At 53.2% G+C, this 26,021-nt stretch carries 22 protein-coding genes and 2 pseudogenes; 5 read left to right on the top strand and 19 right to left on the bottom strand.

Features of this window, described 5'->3' with window-relative positions:
- Position 1: 1 nt before the first annotated feature.
- From rsxG to blr, 8 genes are all read right to left on the bottom strand, one after another.
- Entirely contained in the window at positions 2-622 is a 621-nt protein-coding gene (rsxG, locus tag ACLJR2_RS07310) for an electron transport complex subunit RsxG (protein WP_000920822.1), read from the bottom strand.
- A gap of 3 nt (positions 623-625) precedes the next feature.
- Positions 626-1,684: an electron transport complex subunit RsxD gene (gene rsxD / locus ACLJR2_RS07305; protein ID WP_000231891.1), complete on the bottom strand. Its 1,059-nt coding sequence runs from the start codon at positions 1,682-1,684 to the stop codon at positions 626-628.
- Complete coding sequence (rsxC, locus tag ACLJR2_RS07300) at positions 1,685-3,799, bottom strand: electron transport complex subunit RsxC (RefSeq protein WP_001534127.1); 2,115 nt, start codon at positions 3,797-3,799, stop codon at positions 1,685-1,687.
- Positions 3,792-4,370, bottom strand: a complete 579-nt coding sequence (rsxB, locus tag ACLJR2_RS07295) for an electron transport complex subunit RsxB (RefSeq protein ID WP_001092600.1) — start codon at positions 4,368-4,370, stop codon at positions 3,792-3,794. The genes rsxC and rsxB overlap by 8 nt, the downstream gene beginning before the upstream one ends.
- Entirely contained in the window at positions 4,370-4,951 is a 582-nt protein-coding gene (rsxA, locus tag ACLJR2_RS07290) for an electron transport complex subunit RsxA (RefSeq protein ID WP_000133179.1), read from the bottom strand. The genes rsxB and rsxA overlap by 1 nt, the downstream gene beginning before the upstream one ends.
- A gap of 76 nt (positions 4,952-5,027) precedes the next feature.
- Positions 5,028-5,468: a DUF2569 domain-containing protein gene (locus tag ACLJR2_RS07285; RefSeq protein ID WP_000214061.1), complete on the bottom strand. Its 441-nt coding sequence runs from the start codon at positions 5,466-5,468 to the stop codon at positions 5,028-5,030.
- 88 nt (positions 5,469-5,556) lie between these two features.
- Positions 5,557-5,772, bottom strand: a complete 216-nt coding sequence (ydgT, locus tag ACLJR2_RS07280) for a transcription modulator YdgT (RefSeq protein ID WP_000217946.1) — start codon at positions 5,770-5,772, stop codon at positions 5,557-5,559.
- A gap of 297 nt (positions 5,773-6,069) precedes the next feature.
- Positions 6,070-6,195 (bottom strand): division septum protein Blr, encoded by a 126-nt coding sequence (blr, locus tag ACLJR2_RS07275; protein WP_001708800.1) that lies wholly within the window; start codon positions 6,193-6,195, stop codon positions 6,070-6,072.
- A gap of 207 nt (positions 6,196-6,402) precedes the next feature.
- On the opposite strand from blr, the gene ACLJR2_RS07270 reads away from it, so the two are divergent.
- Positions 6,403-7,443, top strand: coding sequence for an oxidoreductase (locus ACLJR2_RS07270; RefSeq protein ID WP_000998242.1), 1,041 nt, complete (start codon positions 6,403-6,405; stop codon positions 7,441-7,443).
- Between the two features lie 73 nt (positions 7,444-7,516).
- On the opposite strand, the gene add is transcribed toward ACLJR2_RS07270, so the two are convergent.
- Entirely contained in the window at positions 7,517-8,518 is a 1,002-nt protein-coding gene (add, locus tag ACLJR2_RS07265; RefSeq protein ID WP_000565566.1) for an adenosine deaminase, read from the bottom strand.
- 217 nt (positions 8,519-8,735) lie between these two features.
- Positions 8,736-9,110, bottom strand: a pseudogene (locus ACLJR2_RS07260) (aminotransferase class I/II-fold pyridoxal phosphate-dependent enzyme); the annotation flags it as partial.
- A gap of 18 nt (positions 9,111-9,128) precedes the next feature.
- Between ACLJR2_RS07260 and malI the strand changes: the two are divergent.
- Positions 9,129-9,731, top strand: a pseudogene (gene malI, locus ACLJR2_RS07255) (Mal regulon transcriptional regulator MalI); the annotation flags it as partial.
- A 57-nt stretch (positions 9,732-9,788) separates the two neighbouring features.
- Here malI and ACLJR2_RS07250 read toward each other — a convergent pair.
- Positions 9,789-11,297, bottom strand: a complete 1,509-nt coding sequence (locus tag ACLJR2_RS07250; RefSeq protein WP_000753336.1) for a YdgA family protein — start codon at positions 11,295-11,297, stop codon at positions 9,789-9,791.
- Between the two features lie 102 nt (positions 11,298-11,399).
- Complete coding sequence (manA, locus tag ACLJR2_RS07245; RefSeq protein ID WP_001170624.1) at positions 11,400-12,575, bottom strand: mannose-6-phosphate isomerase; 1,176 nt, start codon at positions 12,573-12,575, stop codon at positions 11,400-11,402.
- Between the two features lie 199 nt (positions 12,576-12,774).
- Here manA and fumB point away from each other — a divergent pair, with 199 nt between their 5' ends.
- On the top strand, positions 12,775-14,421 hold the full coding sequence (gene fumB, locus ACLJR2_RS07240; protein WP_000066611.1) for a class I fumarate hydratase: 1,647 nt from the start codon (positions 12,775-12,777) through the stop codon (positions 14,419-14,421).
- Positions 14,422-14,588: 167 nt separating this feature from the next.
- Positions 14,589-15,992: a class II fumarate hydratase gene (gene fumC, locus ACLJR2_RS07235; RefSeq protein ID WP_000259117.1), complete on the top strand. Its 1,404-nt coding sequence runs from the start codon at positions 14,589-14,591 to the stop codon at positions 15,990-15,992.
- Here fumC and tus read toward each other — a convergent pair.
- From tus to rstA, 5 genes are all read right to left on the bottom strand, one after another.
- Positions 15,989-16,918, bottom strand: coding sequence for a DNA replication terminus site-binding protein (gene tus, locus ACLJR2_RS07230; RefSeq protein WP_000092492.1), 930 nt, complete (start codon positions 16,916-16,918; stop codon positions 15,989-15,991). The genes fumC and tus overlap by 4 nt on opposite strands.
- Before the next feature lie 75 nt (positions 16,919-16,993).
- Positions 16,994-18,295 carry a two-component system sensor histidine kinase RstB gene (gene rstB / locus ACLJR2_RS07225; RefSeq protein ID WP_000732953.1) on the bottom strand — a complete coding sequence of 434 codons (1,302 nt, stop codon included), beginning with the start codon at positions 18,293-18,295 and terminating at the stop codon, positions 16,994-16,996.
- Positions 18,296-18,405: 110 nt separating this feature from the next.
- Entirely contained in the window at positions 18,406-20,112 is a 1,707-nt protein-coding gene (locus ACLJR2_RS07220) for an amidohydrolase (protein WP_000928685.1), read from the bottom strand.
- 152 nt (positions 20,113-20,264) lie between these two features.
- Positions 20,265-21,416 (bottom strand): porin OmpS2, encoded by a 1,152-nt coding sequence (ompS2, locus tag ACLJR2_RS07215; RefSeq protein WP_000824320.1) that lies wholly within the window; start codon positions 21,414-21,416, stop codon positions 20,265-20,267.
- A gap of 479 nt (positions 21,417-21,895) precedes the next feature.
- Positions 21,896-22,627 carry a two-component system response regulator RstA gene (gene rstA, locus ACLJR2_RS07210; protein ID WP_001080048.1) on the bottom strand — a complete coding sequence of 244 codons (732 nt, stop codon included), beginning with the start codon at positions 22,625-22,627 and terminating at the stop codon, positions 21,896-21,898.
- 126 nt (positions 22,628-22,753) lie between these two features.
- Here rstA and ACLJR2_RS07205 point away from each other — a divergent pair, with 126 nt between their 5' ends.
- Complete coding sequence (locus ACLJR2_RS07205) at positions 22,754-23,089, top strand: GlpM family protein (RefSeq protein WP_000524877.1); 336 nt, start codon at positions 22,754-22,756, stop codon at positions 23,087-23,089.
- Between the two features lie 61 nt (positions 23,090-23,150).
- Here ACLJR2_RS07205 and ACLJR2_RS07200 read toward each other — a convergent pair whose 3' ends face one another.
- Both ACLJR2_RS07200 and ydgH read right to left on the bottom strand, forming a co-directional pair.
- Positions 23,151-24,533 carry an amino acid permease gene (locus ACLJR2_RS07200; protein ID WP_001534098.1) on the bottom strand — a complete coding sequence of 461 codons (1,383 nt, stop codon included), beginning with the start codon at positions 24,531-24,533 and terminating at the stop codon, positions 23,151-23,153.
- Between the two features lie 298 nt (positions 24,534-24,831).
- On the bottom strand, positions 24,832-25,776 hold the full coding sequence (ydgH, locus tag ACLJR2_RS07195; protein WP_000769294.1) for a DUF1471 family protein YdgH: 945 nt from the start codon (positions 25,774-25,776) through the stop codon (positions 24,832-24,834).
- Positions 25,777-26,021: the final 245 nt, after the last annotated feature.

Below are 26,021 nucleotides of genomic sequence, written 5' to 3'. Positions count from 1 at the left end.
GTTATTCTCCACAGGCGGTTAAATGGGGGAGCTGAGCGGGCAGTGATTCGGCGTACAGCCCGGCGCGTTTAACCGCATTCACCACGGCGCGCGGCGTTATTGTCGCCCCGGTAAATTGATCAAAATCACCGCCATCCTTTTTCACCGCCCAGTGCGTATCATTTTCACCGCTGATGGTTTTACCGCTAAAGTGGGTAATCCAGTCAGACAAACGGCGCTCAATTTTATCACCTAACCCTGGCGTCTCATGATGTTCCGTCACACGCGTCCCTAGGACGGTACCGTTGAAATCTGCGCCAACAATAAGCTGGATAGCGCCGGAATAGCCATCTGGCGCGGTGGCCTCAATGATGGCCGCTACGGGTTTATCATCCTTGCGAGCGATAAAAACACGGTGTGTGCCTTTGCCGAGGGCGGGCGCATCGACCAGATAACAGCTCTCTTGCAGATTATTATTGTAACGATCTGGCGGCAATACCTGATCGAACAGGGCATGTTGTTGTTGCAGCGCTTGTTCGTGGATGGTTGATTTTGTCATCTGATTAATCACCGCGGTCAATCCCGTAGAGCCTGCGGCAAAAAGCGCCAGCGTAATACCGTGTTTACGAATCGTTTTCAGCATGGTTTATCCTTTGCGATGTCCATAGACGCGGGGGCGCGTGTAGTAGTCGATCAGAGGAACCGTGATATTCGCCAACAGGACAGCAAAAGCAACGCCGTCCGGATAGCCGCCGAAGCTACGAATCAGCCACACTAATACCCCAGCCAGCGCGCCGAAAATTAAACGTCCACGGTTGGTCGTGGAGGCGGTAACCGGATCCGTCAAGATAAAAAATGCGCCCAGCATGGTGGCGCCTGACAGCAGATGAAGCTGCGGCGAGGCCAGCGTAGCGGGCGAGAAAAGCCAGCCTAACGCGGCGCATAGCGCCAGCGTCAGCAGAAAACTGACCGGGATATGCCAGCGGATGGCTTTTTGCCACAGCAGGAATACGCCGCCGACAAGCCAGGCGAGGTTAACCCACTGCCAGCCCACGCCAGCCAGCGCACCGCTGTATATCGGGTACTGCATGATTTGCTCAACGGAGTGCCCGGCGCGCAAGGACGTTTTAAACGTATCCAGTGGCGTCGCCTGGCTGATACCGTCAATACCGATACGTAGCAGCGTCATATCGCCGCCGCTGGCGGTATGCCCGGTAAAAATCATCCGCAACGTGTCCAGCATATCGGGCGTTGTTGCGGCTATTTCATAAGGCGGCAACCAGCTTGTCATTTGCACCGGAAAGGAAATTAATAGCACCACGTAGCCGATCATGGCCGGATTAAAGGGGTTTTGTCCCAGCCCGCCATATAACTGTTTAGCGATAATAATGGCGAATCCGGTTCCCAGCACGACCATCCACCAGGGCGCAAGCGGAGGAATGCTGACCGCCAGCAAAAGCCCCGTCAATAACGCGGAATAATCCTGCAGGTGACTGGCGACCGATTGTTTGCGCAGCCTGAGGACAATGGCTTCTGCGACGAGCGCCGTGATAGCAGCCAGAACGATCTGGAAAAGCGTTCCCCAACCAAAAAACCACGTCTGCGCGGCAATCCCCGGCAGAGCGGCGATTAATACCAGCAACATGATTCGCGATGTCTGGCGCTGGTTATGGGTATAAGGCGAGCTTGCGATTCTGAATACCATTTAATCCTCGTTAACAACCTGCTGCTGTGCTGCTTTTTTTGCCTGAACGCGGGCGATAGCCGCAGCAACCGCGGCTTTACGCGGGTCGGCCGGTTCGGCAGGTTCGCTTCCGGCCTGCTGCTCCTGCTTACGGGCTTTGGCGCGGGCGATAGCCGCTTCCACCGCGGCTTTACGCGGATCGACCGGTTCGGCAGGTTCGCTTCCGGCCTGCTGCTCCTGCTTACGGGCTTTGGCGCGGGCGATAGCCGCTTCCACCGCGGCTTTGCGCGGATCGACCGCTTCGGCAGGTTCGCCTCCGGCCTGCTGCTCCTGCTTGCGGGCTTTGGCGCGGGCGATAGCCGCTTCCACCGCGGCTTTGCGCGGGTCGACCGCTTCGGCAGGTTCGCTTCCGGCCTGCTGCTCCTGCTTGCGGGCTTTGGCGCGGGCGATGGCCGCCTCCACTGCAGCTTTACGCGGGTCGTCGCCGGGTATCGCGCTGTCAGCCATCGGATGAGCGGCTTGTTTAGCGCGCGCTTGCGCTTTACGCGCTTCACGGGCCGCGATGACGGCGCTATTGTCTGGCAGACTACCTGCCTGAATAACCACCGGTTGCGTGGCCTGCGCCTGTTTCTCTTTTACCCGCGCCAGCGCAGCGGCAATGGCATCCTGATCTTTTGCCGCTGGTTGTACCGCTGCGCTCTTATGACGTGCAAGGCGGGCGGCTTTTTCGCGCTCCAGTCTTGCCTGACGAGCCTCAAAACGTGCTTTGGCTTCGGCGGCGCGTTTTTCTTCAAGCCTGATCGCATTAATCTCTGCTTTTTCCTGACGGAAATATTGGACGAGCGGAATATTACTGGGGCAGACCCAGGCGCAGGCGCCGCATTCTATACAATCAGCAATATGGTGAGCGGTAGCCTTGTCATGCTGCTGCCCTTTGCTGAACCAATAAAGCTGCTGCGGTAAAAGGTCGGCAGGGCAGGCGTCAGCGCAAGCGCTGCAACGAATACAGCTTTTCTCTTCCTGAGGCGCCCCCATTTCAGTCACGGATGGCGCCAGCAGGCAGTTAGTGATTTTTACGACCGGTACGTCAAGCCAGGGAAGGGTGAATCCCATCAACGGGCCGCCCATGATGACCATCTGGTCAGCAGAAGGGCAGAACCCGGCATCGTTAAGCAAATGACGAACGGGAGTGCCGAGCCGCGCCCAGACGTTACCCGGACGGCTTACCGCTTCACCCGTTAAGGTGACGACGCGTTCTGTGATCGGTTCGCCGTCAATCACGGCGCGTTTAACGGCATACGCCGTACCGACGTTTTGCATCAGCACGCCAATATCAGAGGAGCGCCCGCCGTGGGGAACCTGTTTTCCCGTCAGTATTTGGGTGAGCTGTTTTGCGCCGCCGGAAGGGTATTTGGTTGGGATCACACGTAACGAAATATCGTGGGCGTCAGCCAGTACGGCGCGCAGCATGGAAATAGCCTGCGGTTTGTTATCTTCAATGCCGATTAATACCTCACGCGGTTGCAGAATATGCGCCAGGATGCGAATACCTTCCACAATCTGCGCGGCGCAGTCCTGCATCAAACGATCGTCCGCCGTAATGTAAGGTTCGCACTCTGCGGCATTGATAATAAGCGTGGTGATTTTATCGCCGCCGCCCTGCAATTTAACGCCGGTGGGAAACCCTGCGCCGCCAAGCCCGGCAACGCCATACTGATGAATGCGTTCAATGAGCGCTTCACGGCTGTGGGTGCGGTAATCAGACCAGCCCTCGCGTTCAATCCAGCGGTCCTCGCCGTCGGCATCAATGATGACGCTTAACTCCGCCAGCGCCGAAGGATGCGCCGTCGAGTGGGGGGCAATAGCGATAACCGTCCCGGAGGTGGGCGCGTGTACCGGCAGCATTCTCCCACGTCCACGGGTAAGCGCCTGGCCGCGTAGCACGCGATCGCCGACGCTAACGCACAGCTCGCCCTCAGCGCCAATGTGCTGTTTTAAAGGGATAACAAAGCGCGGCGCTAAAGGCACCTGGCGCAGCGGCGTGCCGTTTGACTGGGTCTTCATTTCGGGCGGATGAATACCACCGTCGAAATCCCAGATTTTATCTTTTCTGAAAGCGGAAAATAGTTTAAGCATGTTGTTCCACGGGAATGATGCGAACGGGAATGGTGTTCAAATCCCATTTCCAACTGTCGGGCGTCTCATTCACCGGACGTAATTCGATGCAGTGCGTCGGACACGGATCGACGCACAGATTACAGCCAGTACAGAGATCGCTCATGACCGTGTGCATGGCGCGCGTTGCGCCAACGATGGCGTCAACCGGGCAGGCCTGAATGCATTTTGTGCAGCCAATGCAGTTATTTTCATCAATAACTGCCAGCATACGTACTGGCGCGGCCTGCTGTTCTTCACCATCGCATGGTTGCGGCTCTACGTTTAGCAGCTCTGCCATTTTCAGCATGACGGCTTCGCCGCCGGGCGCGCAACGATTGATTTTCTCGCCCTGGAGACCCACGGCTTCGGCGTAGGGGCGACAGCCGGGATAGCCGCACTGACCACACTGACTCTGCGGCAAAATCGCATCGATTTTTTCAACAACCGGATCATCTTCAACCGCGAATCGGCGGGAGGCATAACCCAGAATGGCGCCGAACACCAGACCCAGAAGGGTCAGGGCGCCAACGGCAATCCAGATAGTATTCATTACAACTTCACCAAACCACTAAAGCCCATAAAGGCCAAAGACATTAATCCTGCGGTAATCAATGCTATCGCGTTACCACGAAAAGGGGCGGGCACATCCGCCACGGCAAGGCGTTCGCGGATGGCGGCAAACAGAACCATCACTAATGAAAAACCGACGGCGGCGGAAAATCCGTACAGCGCCGACTGAAGAAAGTGATGACCGAGATTAATATTCAGTAACGCTACGCCCAGAACCGCACAGTTAGTGGTAATCAGTGGTAAGAAGATGCCTAACAAGCGGTATAACGCCGGGCTGGTTTTCCGCACAACCATTTCGGTAAATTGCACGACCACAGCAATGACGAGGATAAAGGCCAGCGTCCGCAGATAAATCAGATCCAGCGGAATAAGTATCCAGGTGTCGATAAGCCAGGCGCATATCGACGCCAGCGTCATGACAAAGGTCGTCGCGAGGCCCATCCCCATGGCGGTTTCCAGTTTTTTGGATACGCCCATAAAGGGACAAAGGCCCAGGAATTTGACCAGTACAAAGTTATTGACCAGTACAGTTCCGACAAAGAGCAGCAGGTAATCAGTCATGTTTCGGCCTGAAATAAAAAAGCCGCCTATTATCTGTCAAACTACCACAGGCGACAACAGGTTAACTGTAGGGTTATTACGGATTAACAAACGTTGTTTTAACGCGAGCTGAACGTTTGAGATAAGGCACAATGAGCGCCGTCGCCAACAGTGGGAAGAGTAACTGACGCACGGCAAAGGCATCTGAGACGGGCGAAAAGGCAAATGCTTTAACCGCCAGTAACACCGACACCAGCAGCCAGATAATGTAATGCTTCGGCACGCAGCGTCTGCGTTTGAAGAATGCGATTGTCAACCACAGGGTATAGTACCACATGGCGATAGCGGTAATAAATGAAATGCCCCATAGCAGTAAATTACCGGTTTCCTGTCCGCTAAGCGTCTTGAACGTTTGCGGTGTGGCAAGCGCCATAACGTAGAGTAATAACGCCAGCGAGGCGCTCAACAACGCGACTAACAGCCAGGCTAACGGGCCAAGAAGCCAGCCTCCAATTCGTTGTGGCGGTGTTGTAGTCATATCTTCTCCGGGGTTACGCGCATTAACGGTCATGCCGCTCATTTTGGGGCAAATATTATAAGGTTTTTGATGTTAAACGCTACTTTCTTTATTGCACATAGCGCCAGACGGATTGCGGAACCTGACCTACATCAAACAGGCGTCCTCCGGAAACCAGTTCGGCACGGCGGTGATCTGCAGCGCGATACATATTAACAATGTCCATGTCATCAGTAAGGGTATAGTTAAGGTGGTCGAACAGTTTTTCCAGACTTTCGAGCGAACTAATTTTGCGGAATTTTAATAGATAATCCTGAACAGTCATATAAAGTTGATCCATATTAAATATAATGCCAACGGAGTAGTCACTGATAAAAAATAAACAAAACCGCACCAGTGAGAGGTCAGGGGTGCAGGTAAAAAGGGAATATTCTTACCGGTAAAGAGTCAGGCGCCACATGGCGCCTGGGGCGAAAGGTTAACGCGCTTTCCTACAACAGGCAATAAACGTCAGACCAGATAGGACATATTTCGTTTTTTTTGCCGGTTTTTGACTTTTCTTTGCACCCCCCGGGGCGCCGCTTACCGTACCACGCGAAAATGCCTTTACATTATCTGACGCTTACTTCTTCTGGACGGAAGCCGTGGGCTCTGGTGGTTGGTAATTGTCAATATGGTTGGCAATACCTAAAAGAATGACTGAGATAACGAGAACTATCCACCCAGTTAATTCAATAAGACGATTCATTATTGACGACATTTGCTTTGATTTATCCATAAACACAGGGGGTAAATGTTACTTTCCTGGCGAACGGTCGGCAAGAGGGAGGGAAACGATTTCAGCCTCTGTTCTGTAACAAGTTAATCATTTGATGCTATGTTGATGGTCAGGACGCTATTGCGGCTAATCGCACGATGGTGTGGAATAGCGATATCTAAAACCGGAGGCAGTGAGATGAATGACAAAATCCGCGTTGGGTTAATCGGTTATGGCTACGCCAGTAAAACCTTTCATGCGCCCTTAATTATGGGAACGCCAGGGCTAGAGCTTGCGGCGGTATCCAGCAGCGATGAAACAAAAGTGAAAGCAGATTGGCCGGCGGTTTCCGTGGTCTCTGAGCCCCGACATTTATTTAACGATCCGCATATCGACCTGATCGTGATCCCGACGCCCAACGATACCCATTTCCCGCTGGCGAAAGCTGCGCTGGAAGCCGGTAAGCATGTGGTGGTTGATAAACCCTTTACCGTGACACTGTCACAGGCGCGAGAATTGGATGCGCTTGCGCGGAGCACTGGTCGGGTACTTTCCGTCTTCCACAACCGACGCTGGGACAGCGATTTTTTGACGCTGAAGGCCTTACTGGCGGATGGCGTGCTCGGCGAGGTGTCCTTGTTTGAATCCCACTTTGATCGTTTCCGTCCCCAGGTGCGCGACCGCTGGCGCGAGCAAGGCGGGCCAGGAAGTGGTATCTGGTACGATCTGGCGCCGCACTTGTTGGATCAGGCCATTCAACTTTTTGGCCTGCCGGTCAGTATGACGGTGGATTTAGCGCAACTGCGTCCGGGCGCGCAATCTACAGATTATTTCCACGCGATTTTATCCTACCCCCAGCGCCGCGTGATTTTGCACGGTACGATGCTGGCCGCGGCGGAATCCGCGCGATACATCGTTCATGGTTCGCGCGGTAGCTATGTAAAATATGGCCTCGATCCCCAGGAAGAACGGTTAAAAAACGGCGAGCGTTTACCGCAGGAAGACTGGGGATACGACATGCGTGACGGCGTATTGACCCTGGTTGAGGGAGAGACGCGCAAAGAAGAAAACTGGCTTACGTTGCCGGGTAACTATCCGGCATATTATGCCGCCATCCGCGATGCGTTAAACGGTAACGGTGAAAATCCCGTGCCGGCAAGTCAGGCGATTCAAATTATGGAGTTGATTGAACTGGGCATGGAATCGGCAAAACATCGCGCGACGCTGTGTCTTGCCTGAGATGTCGCATTTCTCCGCCTGGGATAGCATTAAACCGCAGGCGGAGAAGAGCGTTAGTGTCAATAAAGCAATCTTACGCCGCGGCCACTTTTTCGCGCAGCGCACGTTTTTCGCTATCGCTCAGAAAGGCGATTTCCAGACCGTTAATCTGCGCCTGGCGAATCTGTTCGCGGCTCAATCCTGCCGCTGGCGCGGCGACGTGATATTCATGGATAATATCTACGCCCTGAACAGCCGGATCGTCCGTATTAAGACTGGCGAGAACGCCATGCTCAAGGAAGGTTTTGAGCGGATGATCTGCCAGCGATGCGACGGTACTGGTCTGAATATTCGAGGTCAGACAGGATTCAATACCGATACGCTGCTGTGCAAGAAAATCCATTAACGCGCGATCTTCGACAGCTTTTACGCCATGTCCGATACGTTCGGCCCCCAGTTCGCGAATCGCCTGCCAGATACTTTCCGGCCCTGCGGCTTCGCCAGCGTGAACGGTAATATGCCAGCCCGCATCGCGCGCCCGATTAAAGTGCGACAAAAACAGACTGCCGGGAAAGCCCAGCTCATCACCGGCTAAATCCAGCGCGGTGATTTTCTCTCTGTGCGCCAGCAGCGCATCAAGCTCCTGTAAACATGCCGCCTCGCCGAAGGTACGGCTCATAATGCCAATGAGTCGTGCCTCGACGCCAAACGTGTTACAGCCGTCGCGTACACCGTCGATAACGGCTTCAACCACGCCTGCGATCGGTAACTGATGCGCCATCGCCATATAGCCGGGCGAAAAGCGAAGCTCGACGTAATGCAGGCCGTTACGTGCGGCATCTTCAATATTTTCAAAGGCCACACGGCGGCAGGCGTCAAGCGATGCCAGGACTTTTACCCCCCAATCGAGCTTCGTGAGAAAGCTCACTAAATCGGGTTCGGTTGAGGTGACCTGGACATGCGGAATCAGCGTTTCCAGCGTTTGGGCGGGAAGGGCGATGTTGAACTGCCGACCAAGATCCAGAATTGTTTGGGCGCGAATGTTGCCATCAAGGTGGCGGTGGATGTCAGTCAAAGGAAGCGTAATATCAATCATGGGCGCACTCAATTTTTAATAAAAGTGCGCACCATTATACTACAGATTGATAATGCTCTGGAAATTTTGCAAAAACGGAGTCATTACGTTGCAACTTCGCGAGAGCGCGGGAGAAATTTTGTATCATTCTCTTTAACGCGCCCCCGGTCAGCTCACGGGGGCCGTCTCTATTATCGCCTCTCAGGATAAAGGGTCAACCCCCCGCCTGTAGACAGTATCAGCGAACGGTGCGGATAGCGTTAATCAATCCGTTGACGCCTTTTTCAAGTTTCAGGCGAGGGCATCCGGCATTCAGACGCACAAATCCCCGGCCTTCTGCGCCATAGGTATCGCCGGGCATAATGGCGACTTTCTCCTGATGAATGAGCGTGTGCTGTAATTTTTGATCGTCAATGCCGAGTGGACGGAGATCAATCCAGGCCAGATAGGTCGATGGCGGCGCTTGCCAGTTCAACGTCGGAAAGGCGCCATTCAGCGCCTGCTCAATATAGCGCATATTAGCCGCCAGCGAGGCGCGTAACGCATCCAGCCACGGCGCGCCGTGCTGATACGCGGCAATATGCGCCGTGAGCGAGAGCACCGCTGGCGAAGAAGAGCGCAGGCCGACGCACAAGGAATTCCGGTGGTGTTTGCGTCACGCGCCAGCTATCTTGATGATGCGGATACCGTTCGGCCTGACAACATGCAGGCGGCGCAACTCCTGACGGAGTACCTTATTCGTCAGGGCCATCAGCGCATCGCCTGGCTGGGAGGACAAAGCGCATCTTTAACCCGCGCGGAGCGCGTGGGCGGCTATTGCGCGACGTTGTTAAAATACGGTCTACCGTTTCACAGCGAGTGGGTCGTGGAATGCGCTTCCAGTCAGAAACAGGCAGCAGAAAGCATTACCGCGCTGTTGCGATACAATCCGACCATTAGCGCTGTCGTTTGTTACAACGAAACCATTGCGATGGGGGCGTGGTTTGGCCTGCTGAGAGCCGGACGACAGAGTGGCGAGAGCGGTGTCGATCGTTATTTCGAGCAGCAGGTGTCGCTGGCGGCGTTTGCTGATGTGGCGGAGAACGCCCTCGACGACCTGCCGATTATCTGGGCCAGTACGCCGGCGCGAGAAATAGGCTATACCCTGGCCGAACGAATATTGCAGCGTATTGCTCACGACGAGCACCATGTGCGGAGTCAAACGATAGCCGCTCGCCTGGTAACGCAAAAGTAGAGGCTGCGCGTCGTTCGGCGCAGACCGGGTGCAGTGTCGCGACACCCGGCAAGGCGATTATTGTTGAGGCAGCGCCGGAACGTCCGGTACGGAAAGCGCTGGCATTCCAAACAGGCCGACAAAGTCTTCCAACGGCATTTTTTGTCCGTTGAGCGTGATCTGGCCATTGGCGTACTGCAAACTGGAGGCGATAGTATTATCCTTCAGCGTTGTCAGTCGGAACATCTGACCCATTGCGGACAGCCCCTGAACCTGCTGTTTTGCCAGTTTTTCCGCATCATCCTGCTGATAGCCTTCCAGCTTTGCTATCTGCGTCATAAACTCGACCGCCATGTCCATCGGAATTGCCAGTTTCGCATCCAGCGATTTCACGGAGCGGTCGACTTCCTGCGCCAGCGTTTGCGGTTGTGCCGTTGTGGTTGCCGGATCTTTGAGGAACAGCGACAGATTCAGCGTGGTTTCCCCTTTGGCGTTTTTCCAGCTAAGCGGCGCCAGGGTCAGTACCGGATCGCCTTTTAACAGCACGGGGAGAGCGCTAAAGAACGCTTCAGTGACTTTTTGCTGATAAAGCTCAGGATTCTGCGCCACGTCCGGCTGATTCAACAGCGCCTGCGTTTGCGCATGATATTGCTGACTAAACTGGTGCCAGGCTTCGCCGTCGATTTGACCGACTTTCAGCGTTAATTTACCGCTGCCTAAATCCTGATTCTGCACTTTCAGGCTGTTAAGCGAGTAATCCAACTGGCTGTTAATGGTTTTTCCGTCGTTGACGAGATCGGACTTGCCGGCAATTTCCATCCCTTCCAGCACCGCCATCTCTTTACCCTCAATGGCGATGGACAGTTTATCCAGCGTTAACTTTTGGTCGCCTACACGCTCGCCAAAGCTTGCCAGCTTACTGGTACCGTCGGTTTTCAAATTATTAAAGGTGAGTTGGACCTTCTGGTTATATTCGTTAACGGCATCGACCAGGCCGCTCTGCGCTTCGCCCGACAGCGAAACCACATTACCGTCTTTATCGGCGTTAAGCTGGAGCTCGCCGCCGCTAAAGGCGACCTTTTCACCGGCATTCTCGTAGTTTAACGGCTTGAGAGAGATATCGGAGCGGGTATCGCCGCCATAACCAATGCGGGTATTGATAACAAAGGGCGTGTCGCCTTTCGCGATATCAAAGAGGGGTTTTGCCGCATCGTTATTCACCAGGGTGGTTTTTACCGACGCCATAGAAGGGATCAGATTGAGCGTTTTGAGCTGGGCGAGCGGGAAGGGGCCATGTGAAACGGACTCGTCCAGCACAATGCTTTGCCCGGGTTTCAACCAGGTAGTGTCTGCGCCGGCAACCGGTTTGACAACCAGTTGCAGATGGCTACTGAACACGCCACGCTGGTAGTTTTGATAACTTAATTCGACACCGGCCTCCGGCGCAGTACGCTTGAGCTGTTCATTGGCCTGAGTCACCATTTCTGCAAGATGGTTCTCCAGCTTTTTCCCCGTATACCAGGCGCCGCCTGTCCAGACGATGCCAAGTGCAATTACTACACCTGCAGCTACCAGTGTTTTTTTCATATCAATTGTCCATAAAAATGAAACCAGGCGGATTAAACCGCCTGGAGGAGTTTTACGTCTGTTATAAGCTTAGCAAGAGTTGTTAAAAAATTCAGTACGTTGCTACAGCTTGTTATAAACACGCGCTAAACGGCCCGTGCCGCTGGCGTTAACCGGAGACTCATCCGCGCCGATAAAGGCCGATTCACCCGGCTTCAGTACCAGACGCTGTTCATCTTTACGTAACACCGCCTCACCCTCAACGCAGAACAGAATCGCGGCGCTGTGTTGGCCGATGCTCGTCTCCTGAAGCGCCAGGTCGTGCAGTGAAAAAGCAAAATCGTCAACCGGAATTGGGAAGTCCAGCTCCGCGCCGCTTTTCACCGGGGCAGTCAGCAACTTGCCGGCAGGCTTAGGTTCGAACTTCACGTTCGCGACCAGCTCAGGGATGTCGATATATTTTGGCGTAAGGCCAGCGCGCAGAACGTTATCGGAGTTCGCCATGACTTCCAGCGCAACGCCCTGCAGATAAGCATGAGGCGTTTCGGCAAACAGGAACATCGCCTCGCCGGGATTCAGTTTGACCACATTCAGCAACAAAGGAGAGAAAAGCCCGCTGTCGTCAGGATAATACTCTGAAATCACGCGGATCGTTTGCCACGGTTCGCCTTGCTGGCTGTTAAGCGCCGCTTTGAGTACGGCTAACGCGCGGGATTTTTCTTCGCCTTGCATATTCAACAGGCTGGCGAAAAGCTGGCTCAGACGTTCAGCATTCGGCGCCTGCAAAAAGTGGGCGATAGCGGAATGCGCGCCGGCGACAGGTTGCAGTAAAGAGACAATGTCAGAAAATTCGCGGAACGCGTTCATCGCCAGGAAAGGCGTCAGGGCAAAAACCAGCTCTGGTTTATGGTTAGGATCTTTATAGTTCCGCTCTGCGGCATCCATGGGGATACCCGCCGCATTTTCTTTCGCGAAACCGATTTCGGAGTTGCGTTTATTCGGGTGCACCTGAATAGAGAGCGGTTGTGCGGCGCACAGTACTTTAAACAGAAACGGCAGTTCGCCGAAACGGTTGGCTACCGCTTCGCCCAGCATGGCGGTTTTATTCTTTTCGATGGCGTCACGCAGGGAGACGGTTTCGCCGTTGGCGGTGGTGATTCGCGAGCTGCTTTTGGGATGCGCGCCCATCCAGAGTTCAGCCATTGGCTGCTGCTGCGGATTGGCGATGCCATAAAGTTCCGTTAACGCAGTTTTACTTCCCCAGGCATAGTTTTGCACTGAGTTAATGAGTTTTTGCATTATCAAGCCCTGTTTCAATGTGGAGATCAATGGGAGGTATTAAACCAAGAAACCCGCATGAAGTAACCTCCGGGCGTAAAAAGTCGTACTTGTCTCAGTTTTTGTTAAAAAATTGTGTAGGATAGTGTTACTCGCTTTTAGTCGGGCAATGGAACACCTGCCCAGAGAATAACCATACCGAGCGGTAAGTGAGAGCACAATGTCAAACAAACCCTTCTTTTATCAAGACCCTTTTCCCCTCAAAAAGGACGATACCGAGTACTACTTGTTGACCAGCGAACATGTTTCCGTCGCCGAATTCGAAGGACAAGAGATCCTGAAAGTCGCGCCGGAAGCGCTAACGCTGTTGGCGCGTCAGGCCTTCCACGATGCGTCTTTTATGTTACGTCCCGCGCATCAGCAGCAGGTGGCGGATATTCTGCGCGATCCGCAGGCCAGTGAAAACGACAAATATGTCGCGCTGCAATTCCTGCGAAACTCCGATATCGCGGCCAAGGGCGTGTTGCCCACCTGCCAGGATACCGGTACGGCCATTATTGTCGGCAAAAAAGGCCAACGCGTCTGGACTGGCGGAGGTGATGAAGCGGCGCTGGCTCGCGGCGTATATAACACCTATATCGAAGATAACCTGCGCTATTCGCAAAACGCGGCGCTGGATATGTACAAAGAGGTCAATACCGGTACTAACCTGCCAGCGCAGATCGATCTCTACAGCGTCGATGGCGATGAATATAAATTCCTCTGTATCGCTAAAGGCGGCGGATCGGCGAATAAAACCTACCTCTATCAGGAGACAAAAGCGCTTCTGACGCCGGGTAAGCTCAAAAATTATCTCGTTGATAAAATGCGTACGCTGGGCACCGCCGCCTGTCCGCCGTATCACATTGCGTTTGTCATTGGCGGCACCTCGGCGGAAGCGAACCTGAAGACCGTTAAGCTGGCCTCGGCAAAATACTATGATGCGCTACCAACCGAAGGCAATGAACACGGGCAGGCCTTCCGCGATATTGAGCTGGAAAAAGAATTGTTGCTTGAGGCGCAAAATCTTGGCTTGGGCGCGCAGTTCGGCGGCAAATATTTCGCTCACGATATTCGTGTCATCCGATTGCCGCGCCACGGGGCATCGTGTCCGGTAGGTATGGGCGTGTCCTGCTCCGCGGATCGAAACATTAAAGCGAAGATCAACCGGGAAGGGATCTGGATCGAGAAGCTGGAGCGCAATCCCGGTAAATATATTCCAGAGGCGCTGCGCCAGGCGGGAGAGGGCGAGGCGGTGCGCGTTGATCTTAACCGTCCCATGAGCGAGATACTGCAACAACTGTCGCAGTATCCGGTATCAACGCGCCTGTCGCTGAACGGCACAATTATTGTGGGCCGCGACATCGCGCACGCTAAACTGAAAGAACGGATGGACAGCGGCGAAGGTTTGCCGCAGTACATCAAAGATCATCCTATCTATTATGCGGGGCCGGCAAAAACGCCGGAAGGGTACGCCTCCGGGTCGCTTGGGCCGACTACCGCAGGACGGATGGACTCTTATGTTGATCAGCTCCAGTCGCAGGGCGGCAGTATGATCATGCTGGCGAAAGGCAACCGCAGCCAGCAGGTGACCGATGCCTGTAAGAAACATGGCGGCTTCTACCTGGGCAGTATCGGCGGCCCGGCAGCCGTTCTGGCGCAGGGTAGTATCAAGCGCCTGGAGTGCGTGGAATATCCTGAACTGGGTATGGAGGCTATCTGGAAAATTGAAGTGGAGGATTTTCCGGCCTTTATTCTGGTGGATGATAAAGGCAACGATTTCTTCCAGCAGATTCAGTCATCGCAGTGCGCACGCTGCGTTAAGTAATGTCGCCGCCCTGCGGGGCGGTAACATGATTTGCTATTTTGCCGGAGAACGGCGCAAGCGCCTTATCCGGTCTACACCGTTGTGTTGTTATCGTTAATACTCATAAGACCGCAAACATGTGAGCAATGTCGACACATGATCTCATCAACTTGAGTAAGGAGCAGGTAATGGTAACGGTACGCCGCGAGAAAGATTCAATGGGCGCGATTGAAGTCCCGGCAGATAAACTGTGGGGAGCGCAGACTCAACGTTCGCTGGAGCATTTTCGGATTTCCACGGAGAAAATGCCCGTCTCGCTCATTCACGCTCTGGCGTTGACCAAGCGCGCTGCTGCGAAGGTCAACCAGGACTTAGGGTTGTTGGCGGCGGAAAAAGCCAGCGCGATTATCCAGGCGGCTGATGAAGTGCTGGCGGGAAAACATGCTGATGAGTTTCCGCTGGCGATTTGGCAGACCGGGTCCGGTACGCAAAGCAACATGAATATGAATGAAGTGTTAGCGAACCGCGCCAGTGAAATTTTGGGCGGCGTTCGCGGTATGGAACGCAAGGTGCATCCCAATGATGACGTCAATAAGAGTCAAAGCTCAAACGATGTGTTCCCAACCGCCATGCACGTGGCGGCGTTACTGGCGTTACGCGAACACCTCATCCCGCAATTATCTGCATTAACGGATACGCTTCGCGATAAATCCCACGCTTTCGCCGATATTGTCAAAATTGGCCGTACTCACCTGCAGGACGCGACGCCGCTCACCTTAGGCCAGGAGATTTCCGGTTGGGTAGCCATGCTGGAACATAACCTCAGACACATTGAGCACAGTTTACCGCACGTCGCGGAACTGGCGCTCGGCGGAACCGCAGTAGGGACAGGGCTTAATACCCACCCGGAATATGCCCGGCGCGTGGCCGAGGAACTGGCGACGATTACCGCGGCGCCGTTTGTTACCGCCCCGAATAAATTCGAAGCGCTGGCGACCTGTGACGCGTTGGTACAGGCGCATGGCGCATTAAAAGGACTGGCGGCCTCGCTGATGAAAATCGCCAACGATGTTCGCTGGCTGGCGTCCGGCCCGCGCTGCGGCATTGGCGAGATTGCTATCCCGGAGAATGAGCCAGGCAGTTCCATTATGCCTGGTAAAGTGAACCCGACCCAGTGTGAAGCGGTAACGATGCTATGTTGCCAGGTGATGGGTAACGATGTGGCCATCAATATGGGGGGCGCATCGGGCAACTTTGAGCTCAACGTCTATCGTCCGATGGTTATCCATAATTTTCTGCAAACGGTGCGCCTGCTGGCCGATGGCATGGCGAGCTTCAATCAACACTGTGCGTCAGGAATCGAGCCAAACCGCGAGCGTATTACGCAGTTGCTGAATGAGTCGCTGATGCTGGTCACTGCGCTCAATACGCACATCGGTTACGATAAAGCGGCGGAGATTGCGAAGAAGGCGCATAAAGAAGGGCTGACGCTCAAAGCCTCAGCCGTGGCATTAGGATACCTTAGCGACGAGGAGTTCGACGCCTGGGTACGTCCGGAGTTGATGGTTGGCAGTATGACGCCGGGACGTTAATCCGCCACATACAGGTGCAGTCGCGGAATAATCAGTCGCAGCGGCTGCGCCTGTGGTTTAAAACGGTGCTGAATATTGTCGGCATCATAGTTTTCCAGCCCGCCAATATCCGGCACGCCAGCGCCGTTGTCCGTGTTGATTAATGCGATAATCGGCGTGGGGCAGGCGTGTTGCACCTGTTTCTGCTGGCCTTTATACCAGATGCGGGCGATCGGCTGTACTTTAACCGGACGCTTAATCTTGAGTCGGGCCTGCTGTGGTAAGGCAGCGATATCCTGATATTCCCGTTCCAGCTTGAATTGCCATTGTTCGCGCGTCCACGGCGGGACGCTGCGCGGCGACGCGAGGCTTTTTTTCAACTGGCTCAGAACCTCATCCCGGCTTAAATTTTTAATAATATGTTTATTTGCCCAACCGAAACGTATGGTGGCGGGGTTATTGATAAGCGTCAGCGTGCGGTAAGCGTTCAGCGTAATTAAGCCGGGTAGATGCCGATGCACCCACTCAAAACGTGCCGCTGAGGGAAGACCGGACTCTACCGTAACCATCTGCTCGAAGGTGGTTTTCAACTGGTTAATGCGCTGTACCTGATTTTCCAGATCTAGCTGTGTCGCATTATCCACTTGATAGCATAAAACGCCAGGCAGGCGGACGGCGGCTTTACTGCTGCGGTTTTCGGACTGCTGTTGAATAAACAAATGGCGATAGTGACGTAGCGCCAGCGCTTCGGCCTCTTTCCCCAGATGTTGCGTTACCTCGATAGTATCCAGCGGCGCATGTTCCGCCTCTTTGGTCACCTGCGGCAGTGAAAAGACACGGGCAATAAGTAGCGAATGCTGTTGTAGATTATCCGTCAGCGCCGCCAGGTGTTGTTCTATCTGGCGAAAAGTGCCATTCAGGCGTTCAACGAGATCGTAGCGGGACATGGTATCATTCACTTTAGTTACAACATACTATCTGTATAGCACAGTTCCCGCCGCTCAACCAGCGTGCAAAATGCGTCAGGCAGCGGTCATGTCGGGCATCGCGTGCCAGACCGGCCAGCGAAAGCTAAATTTTGCGCCGCCCAGTTCGCTCTCGTCACAGACGACGCTACCGCCCATCGCCAGGGCGATAGAGTGTACGATGGCGAGTCCAAGCCCGCAGCCGCCTGTCGCCCGGTCTCTACTGGGGTCGAGTCTGACAAAAGGTTCAAATATGCGCTCACGCGCATCCGCTTCAATGCCGGGGCCATCATCTTCGACTATCAGCGTTGCCTGACTGCCGTCGAGTAACAGACTGACCTGAACGGTGGTACGACTGTAGCGCAACGCATTATTCAGCAGGTTATCCAGCACTCGCGACATTAACCGCATATCAAGCGCGCCATAATCGCCGATTACACATGTGACAAGGTTTACGGCGCGTTCCGGGGTCACGCTCTGCACATCCTGCAAATGCGCGAGCAACCAGGCGGGGAGGTCGGGTTCGGTCAACATCAGTTCATTTTGCGGTCGGTCAAGGCGCGCATAGGTGAGCAGTTCTTCAATCAGCGCTTCCAGTTGACCAATATCGCGATTGAGCGCCTGTGATTCCGGCGGTGTCAGATTTTCACTCATTTCAAGCCGATAGCGTAAACGTACCAGCGGCGTGCGAAGCTCATGGGCGATACCGTCAATCAGCTGTTTTTTACTGGCGATCAGAGCATTAATGTTATCCGCCATCTGGTTGAACGCTACACCCAGACGTTCGAAACTGGAGCCATTATCGAAGTGCAGGCGTTCAGTCAAATGACCCTCGCCAAAGCGCTGCGCGGCGGATTCGAGCCTGAGCATTTCTTGCCAGTGCGGGCGCATCCAGATAAACACAGGAAAGGCGAGAGAAAAGGCAATGAGCGCCATTAAAGCGATATCCAGCAGTCGCATTTGATGCAGGAAATAGAGGTAGGGAACCGGGCCAACCGCCAGGACGTAATGGCTGCGCGGGATACGCTGAATAAAGGTGTATTGATCGTCAAGCGCGACAATATCGCCTTCACGCAGTCGCTGCGTGGTGGCGGCATCAAGCTTATAGTGATTTAACGGTTCAACGCGTAAATCGAAAGAGAGGTTCAGGTCCATCTCTTTTAACGTTTTCCCCCATTCACGCGGCGGAATTTCCCGCAGTTCGCTGCGCATCAGATAGAGCGAACTTTTCATCAGATCGTCGAGCGATTGTCTGCCCGCGCGTTCGGCGGTGAATTTGTACACCAGTCCGACCAATAAGGTCATGACCAGAAAACAGACGAACAGCAAAAGGTAAAACTGCACAAACAGCTTTTTCATCAACGCCCACCGGATCTCAATACATTAGCTCTATCGCGCGCTGACGAAAAAGATTTCCCGTCAGCGCCGCTGGTGGGTTATAAAAGCAGGCTTTGCGTCAACTGACAACCTCATTGTCCGGCGTTAAGGTCCGGACTTTCGTGAACAATGCGTCCATCGACAAGCGTCAAAACAGCGCGAATGGTATCAATACTGTCTTCGGGCATCGTCATAAATGGCTGATTGAGTACCGCCAGATCGGCCTGTTTTCCGACGCTAAGCTGGCCCCGGTGTTGTTCGGCAAAGGCGAGCCAGGCGGCATGACGTGTATATAACGCTAGCGCTTCCAGACGCGTGAGCCGCTCGCTGGCGGGTTTACGCACGGAACCGCCTGACGCTATACCGGTGATATGATATTCGATAGCGTGCCAGACACCGGCAATGCCAATACGCGTCGAATCGGTGCCGCCAGCTACGACAAGCCCTTTATCCAGCGCCAGTCGAACCGGCGGCGAATTGTCCGTCGCGCCGGGTGGATTGGCGTCACGGATGGCAAGTCCCTCAAAGTAAGGCCCCATTTGCACAGTGTATGCCAGGCCCAGCTTACGCATTCGCTCAAGCGTCTGTGGCGAACCGGTATTCAGATGCGCAATAGACCAGCGGAGAGGGCGCAGATCGTACTGCTGCGCTACCTGCTCAAAAATCGTCAATATCGCGTCGGCGCTGTCATCGGTATAGGCGTGGATCTCAAGCGGTATTCCCCGTTTTGCCGCAAACGTCGCGACCTGGCGAAGCGCGGTTTTGTCTTGCTCTGAGGAAGAAAAACCTGGGGCCATCCGCACGCCGTCATTCATTCCGGCCACCAGGCTTTCCCCCAGACCCAGAAAAGCCAGTTGCCCGTCATCGGCACGCGCCGGGCGAAAGGCCATCAGGTTGCTGAACCACTGCGCTTCATGACCTTTCGCTTCTGGCTGTACCGGAATGCGATACCCCACGCGCAGCGGTAAATCCCCCTGGTTTCGCATTGCAAATAAAGGCTCATAAGCGGCGGCAGGCCCGGCAGAGGGGTCAATGATACCGGTCACGCCGCGAGCGTTCATATCAGCGAAAAATTGCCGCAGACCACCCTCGCGATCGGCGTTACTACTTATGCTGGCAAAAAGCTGATTGAACGCGGCGATATCACCAAATAATTTCCCCGTGGCGCTACCTTTTGCGTCGCGCTCTACGCGGATTCCCGCTAAATCAGGAGGAGGGGTGTTGTTAAGGCCAAGTGCGTCTATACCGCGCTGATTCACTAACGCATAGTCGTACAGATACTGAATATAAGCCGGATGATCGGGAAGGGCGTGACTCAATTCGGCTACCGTCGGCGCCCGGTTTTCTGCAAATTGCGCCGGTATCCACGATCCCACTACGGCTACCCATTGATCATGGGGACGACGGTTAGCGTCGGCGCGTAATTTATCCAGCGCGTCTTTAAGCGAAGGGCTGTCGTACCAGTAGGTTTCGAATGTCCAGGTTTGTCCGCCGCGAATGGCGTGGATATGGGTATCGGTCAGGCCGGGTATCACGGTTTTACCCTGTAAATCGATGGTACGGGTATGGTCGCCGCGCCATTCATTTGTCGCCGTATCATCGCCAATCGCCATAATCCGCGAGCCGGAAATCGCCAGCGCGCTGGCCTGCGGCTGGGCATCATTCAGAGTGATGATATTACCGTTATGCAAAATAATATCCGCTGTCGGGCGGGCGGCGGTGGCTGCGCCTGTGGCCGTGAGCAGAAAGAGAAGCGCGGTTCTGGAAAGCAGAGACGGGACGAGACTGATCATTAGCATGTTCCTTTTGTCGGGCGATAAGCAAACCATAGAGAGCGAACAAGAATTGTTCAATCTGTGCCCAGGGAACAGTGCGTTCTGTTTTTAGAACGGTGGTGATGAAAAAAGAAAAGCCCGCCGAAACGGCGGGCTTGAGAAGAATTAATGAATAATTAGAACTGGTAAACCATACCCAGCGCGACGATATCATCAGTGCTGATACCGGCATCTTTATAGAACTGGTCGTCATCATCCAGCAGGTTGATTTTATAATCAACATAGGTGGAGAAGTTTTTGTTGAAATAGTAGGTAGCACCTACATCAGCATATTTAACCAGGTCTTTATCATCGCCATTAACGTTGTTATAGGTCAAATCTTTACCTTTAGACATCAGGAAAGAAACCGCCGGGCGCAGACCGAAATCAAATTGATATTGGGCTGTAACTTCGAAGTTTTGCGTTTTGTTTGCTACGCCGCCAGCATAACCCGCATCCGTTTTACCATAAGGCGTCATATTACGGGTTTCAGAATACATAGTCGCTAAATAGATGTTGTTGGCATCATATTTCAAGCCAGCTGTCCATGCATCCGCTTTGTCGCCGCCAGCAATCGTGCCGCCAGCATTGACTTGCTCATTAGTACGATCGGAAGTGGTATACGCAGCGCCTGCGCTGAAGCCCATGCCAATATCATAGGTAGTAGAAATACCGAAGCCATCACCGTTATCGTAACGAATATCGTCGCCATTATTACGGTTATTGGTACCGATATTTACATCGTCAGCGCTTTGGCTTTCATTTTTACCCTGATATTGCAACGCGAAGTTCAGACCGTCTACCAGACCGAAGAAATCAGTGTTACGGTAGGTGGCCACGCCGTTAGCACGACCGGTCATGTAGTTGTCAGCGTAAGTATAGGAGTCGCCGCCAAACTCAGGCAGCATATCGGTCCAGCCTTCTACGTCGTACAGGACGCCGTAGTTACGACCATAGTCGAATGAGCCGTAGTCGCCGAATTTCAGGCCGGCGAATGCCAGACGAGTCCAGGAATTAGCACCTTCGCCTTCGGTAGTGTTAGCCTGAACGTTATATTCCCACTGGCCGTAACCGGTCAGTTGGTCGTTAATCTGCGTTTCGCCTTTAAAGCCGACACGCATATAGGTCTGATCGCCATCTTTAGAAGAGTCATCAGAGAAATAGTGCAGGCCGTCTACTTTCCCGTAAAGGTCCAGCTTATTGCCGTCTTTGTTATAAATTTCAGCGGCGTGTGCTGCGCCAGCAGCCAGCAGAGCCGGGATGACAAGTGCCAATACTTTTCTTTTCATTTTTTTATCCTTAAAAACTTAACTTATTTGCAAAAGATTGAACTTCTACAGATTCGTTGAATCAAAGGCATCCTAATCTGAATAATATTATTTCAGCAAATGCTAACTTTTCTTATATGTTATTAATTAATACAAAAGTTACTATCGGAAACGCATATATTTATGGTGAATATATTTGTTATTATATATTCATGGTTGTGATTTGTTTTATTTCACAATTTGCGAAAAAAGATGGCAATATAGCGGCGGGCAGACATTCTGTTATCAATTTTGTGAACTGGCTTCGAGTTTTTTTAATTTAATTTTCTTGAGCGAAAAAGACGTAATGATGAACCGAAACGCAGAGAAAACGGTAATAAAGGGGCTGTTCCGACTAATAAAAATAGCATTCATGTATACAATGTCTGTTTTTTGAACAGTGGCGGTGATGAGCATCGCCACTATGACTTAATAAAGGCAGGTAAAATCTGTCGGCTAACTTATCCCGTCGTTTCGTCCCAGGCATGAGGGGCAAAAAGATAGCCTTTATTGCGAATGGTCTTTATACGATAGGGCTCAGCAGCGCTATCCAGCAGTTTCTTACGCAGGCGGGAAATCGCCACATCCACGCTGCGATCCAGACCATCATAATTGACGCCGCGCAGCGTTTTTAGCAACGCGTCGCGATCCATAATTTGTCCGGCGTGTGTCGCCAGTTCCCAGAGCAATTCAAAATCGGCGGTGGAGAGCGATATGAAATCGCCATTGAGCTGGACCGCCCGGTTAAGGGGATCGATGGTTAACGCGCCAAAACGCAGCGCTTTATGCGGCGTAAGCGCGCTCTCCTGAAGACTTTTTGCCTGTTGCGTTTGTTCGCTTTGCCGCAGATGTAAGCGCAGACGCGCCAGCAAAACGGCCGGAGGCGTGGTTTTGAGGATGTAGTCGCAGGCGCCCATCTCCAGCGCCAGAATATGATTCATATCACTGTCCAGCGAGGTGAGCAGGACAATCGGGCCTTGCCAGCGGTGGCGTAAATCGCGGCATATCGTCATGCCATCTTTACCTGGAAGCATAATATCCAGTAAAACCAGATCGGGCTGAGTGGTGAGGATAAGATCCTCCGCCCGGTCACCACGCGGCTCAACAATGACATCAATATCATGTTTCGCCAGATAAGCGGCAATGAGAGAACCCACTTCAGCGTCATCTTCAACAAATACAATGCGGTTCATATTATAAATGGAGAATAGAAAACGCCAACATACACCGCCTCTGTTTTCCCTTCCATAAATCTTTTCTAAACGAGAGCGGTTCCGTTATGCTACACGCTGTTGTTATTAGCGTGTTAAGGCAAGGTAATGGGACTCGTGATTAAAGCTGCCCTGGGGGCGCTGGTCGTCGTATTGATTGGTCTGCTGTCAAAAACGAAAAATTATTATATCGCCGGATTAATTCCTCTGTTTCCAACGTTTGCGCTTATCGCGCACTATATCGTGGCCAGCGAGCGGGGCATCGACGCGATGCGTACCACCATCGTCTTTAGCATGTGGTCGATCATTCCTTATTTCATTTATCTTGCAACGCTATGGTATTTCAGCGGCGTGATGCGCCTGCCCGTCGCGCTTGGCGGTGCGGTGGTCTGCTGGGGGCTAAGCGCGTGGCTGCTGATTTTTTGCTGGATTAAATGGCATTAATATTGGCAAAGACCGTGGTTTCCCCATCGTAATACAGACGGATATTACGATGGGGAGGTTGTTAACCCACCAGCATCCACGTAGCCGGAACCGCCGCGACCAGCAATAAACCAATCAGCACGACTTCCTGACGATTTAATACATTGTCATGCTTGTGCGTCCGACGCGCATACAGGAAAACCAGTAATCCAGGCGCGTACAGTACGACGGACAGCAGCAGGTGCATAGGGCCCGACGCATATAATAACCATAAGCCATAAATACAGGCTCCGATACCGACCGCCCGATGGAGGGGACGCGTTGCAATCTTCAGCAGAAATGCGCCGACCAGAAAGTAGGGCACCAGAATCATTTCTGACGCAATCGTCAATAGCGTGTTGTAGTCCGAACCGGTCAGCCAGATCAGCATCAGACAGATTTGTACACAGATATTGGTGAGCCATAACGATGCAGAAGGCGCGCCTTGCGCATTTTGTCGCGCGAAGATGCCCGGGAAGGATTTATAGGCTGCCGCCAGAAACGGCACCTCTGCCGCCATGATAGTCCAGCTTAGATAAGCCCCGCAGACAGACACAATCAGTCCCGCTGCAATAATAATTTCTCCCCACGGCCCCATCATTTTCACCATCAGACCGGCCATCGACGGGTTGCGCATCTCCGCCAGTTCCGGACGCGCAAGAACGCCAAGAGAAAGCAGCGTGACCAGGAGATATATTCCCAGCGCTGCGAGTACTGCCAGTAGCGTGGCGCGGCCTACATCGCGTTTATTTTTCGCTCGGGCCGAGACGACGACGGCGCCTTCAACGCCAATAAACACCCACAGCGTAATAAGCATGGTGTTCTTGACCTGTTCCCATACGGGAATACCGAGTTCAACACCGGTGAAGTCCAGTGTGAAGGTATCCAGTTTGAACATCATGATAGCCAGCACAATAAACGCGCCGAGCGGCAACAGTTTCGCCAGAGTCGCGACCAGATTGATGCTGGCTGCCGTTTGTACGCCGCGCAGGATGAGGAAATGGACAATCCAGAGCAGGACTGAAGCGCCGACAATAGCCTGCCAGGTATTACCGTCGCCAAACAGACGCAGCGCAGGCGTATCGGTAAAGAAACTCAGCGCTGAAAAGACGATAACCAAATAGGATACGTTGGCGATGACCGCGCACAGCCAATAGCCCCAGGCAGAACAAAAGCCAATCAGTTCGCCGAAGCCTTCGCGGGCGTAAGTAAATATACCGCCGTCAAGCTCGGAGCGAATGCGTGTAAGGATTAACATGGCGAATGCCAGTAAGAGTATCCCCACGCCGGTAATGGCCCAGCCAATTAACAACGCAGCCGGACTGGCAACGGCGGCCATATTCTGGGGCAGGCTGAAAACACCTGCGCCAAGCATTGAGCTTAAAACCAGCGCGGTCAGCGCGCTCAGTCCCAGTTTTTTTTCCATTGGTATCCAGCTATAAAAATGAAATTGGAAGAATAATTATTATGGCAAAACGCATAAAAATGGTGAAAGCCACTAAGGCGCGGGATTTTACGGAGAGAAGGGACCGCATGCAACGGCCTGGATAAGATTTATCGCCAAAAAAGCGAAAAGTGAGATTCATCGCGATATTTGACGGAACTGGCATCCCGCGAGAAAGTGCCGGATGGCGGCTTATCAGGCCTGCCGTTGAACGATAGTGTAGGCCTGATAAGGCAGGTATGCCGCCATCCGGCGAGAAAGCCTGATGGCGACGCGCGCCTTATTTATAGAGGTCGGCGCTGATGGTGATGTTATTGCCGCGCTCCTGCCACTGACGCGTAATATGATAATACTTAGCGCCTTTCTTCGCCGCGCGTTTGGCGACCTGATAGGAGATTTCTGTCATATTGCCGTAGTTGCCGGTGAACTTAACGCTGTCGAAAGGCACCATCATCGCAGCCGTCGCTTTATTCAGCTCCTCAACTTTTGTGCCATCCGGAAGTGTGACAGTGTAACGTCCGCCTTTGGAGGATTGCGTTTCGAAGAAACGGCCTACTTCGGCGCTCGGCGAGGCTGACGTGGCGACGCCTGGAATTTCGACTTTCTTCGCAGCTTCGCCGCCCTGAGCCAGCGCGGCGCGGCCAGCTTCAGAGTCTGCCGGAATAGCGTCCGGGCTCTGGACGATGCGTTTTTTCGCATCTTGTTTATAGATAAATGCAGTGATGCGCTGGTTTCCGCCCTGATTCGCATCTATCTGACGAACAATATAGAAAGCGTATGCGCCTTTTTGTTTCGCCGCTTTCGTAATGGCATCGTTAACTTCCGGCTGGCTACGGTAGAAGCCCTGAACGGTGACGGTGTCATACGGTTCTAATTGTACGGCCTGGTCTTTCGGTAATTCCACGATGCCATTAATGACACGATTTTTGGGCGCGTCGGCTTTCGGCGCGTCGGCTTTATACACGTCCGCCACAACACGCCAGTTACCACTGTTGCCGAACTCCGAGGTGTCGACAACATAGAAGGAGGCTGCGCCTTCTTTATCTGCGCGGCGGGACACGGCGGAGACCGCATCGCCAATAGCATTAAAACGACCGGTAATAACGATGCGGTCATAAGGTTTTAGTGCAGCCGCTTGCTCCGGCGTCAGTTCTGTTGCTGCATGGACAGAAAAAGCAGCCGCAGAAAGCAGAGCCGACGCCAGGAGAGTGTTCTTAAGCTTCATAAAAATAATCCTTCGCCTTGCGCAAACCAGGTACTGGTATTGTTATTGACTAGAAACGTGGCTGATTATTGCATTTAAACCATATGGATGTCTGCGGGATTTTTCACGCATCGTGTCATGTATCCTATCTTTGATGATAACATTTGCCGATATGTCGAAAAAAACGGCGTCCGGGCGGCTAAGCTAATGAAGCGCATAAATTTAATAAGTTAATTTAATGTTAATTTCTTGATCTCACCAGGGGT

It is taken from the genome of Salmonella sp. SAL03688 (assembly GCF_046551895.1).
GTDB lineage: Bacteria > Pseudomonadota > Gammaproteobacteria > Enterobacterales > Enterobacteriaceae > Salmonella > Salmonella enterica.
The sequence above is the reverse complement of the archived record's forward strand: the minus strand, read 5'-3'. Positions and strand labels throughout refer to the sequence as shown.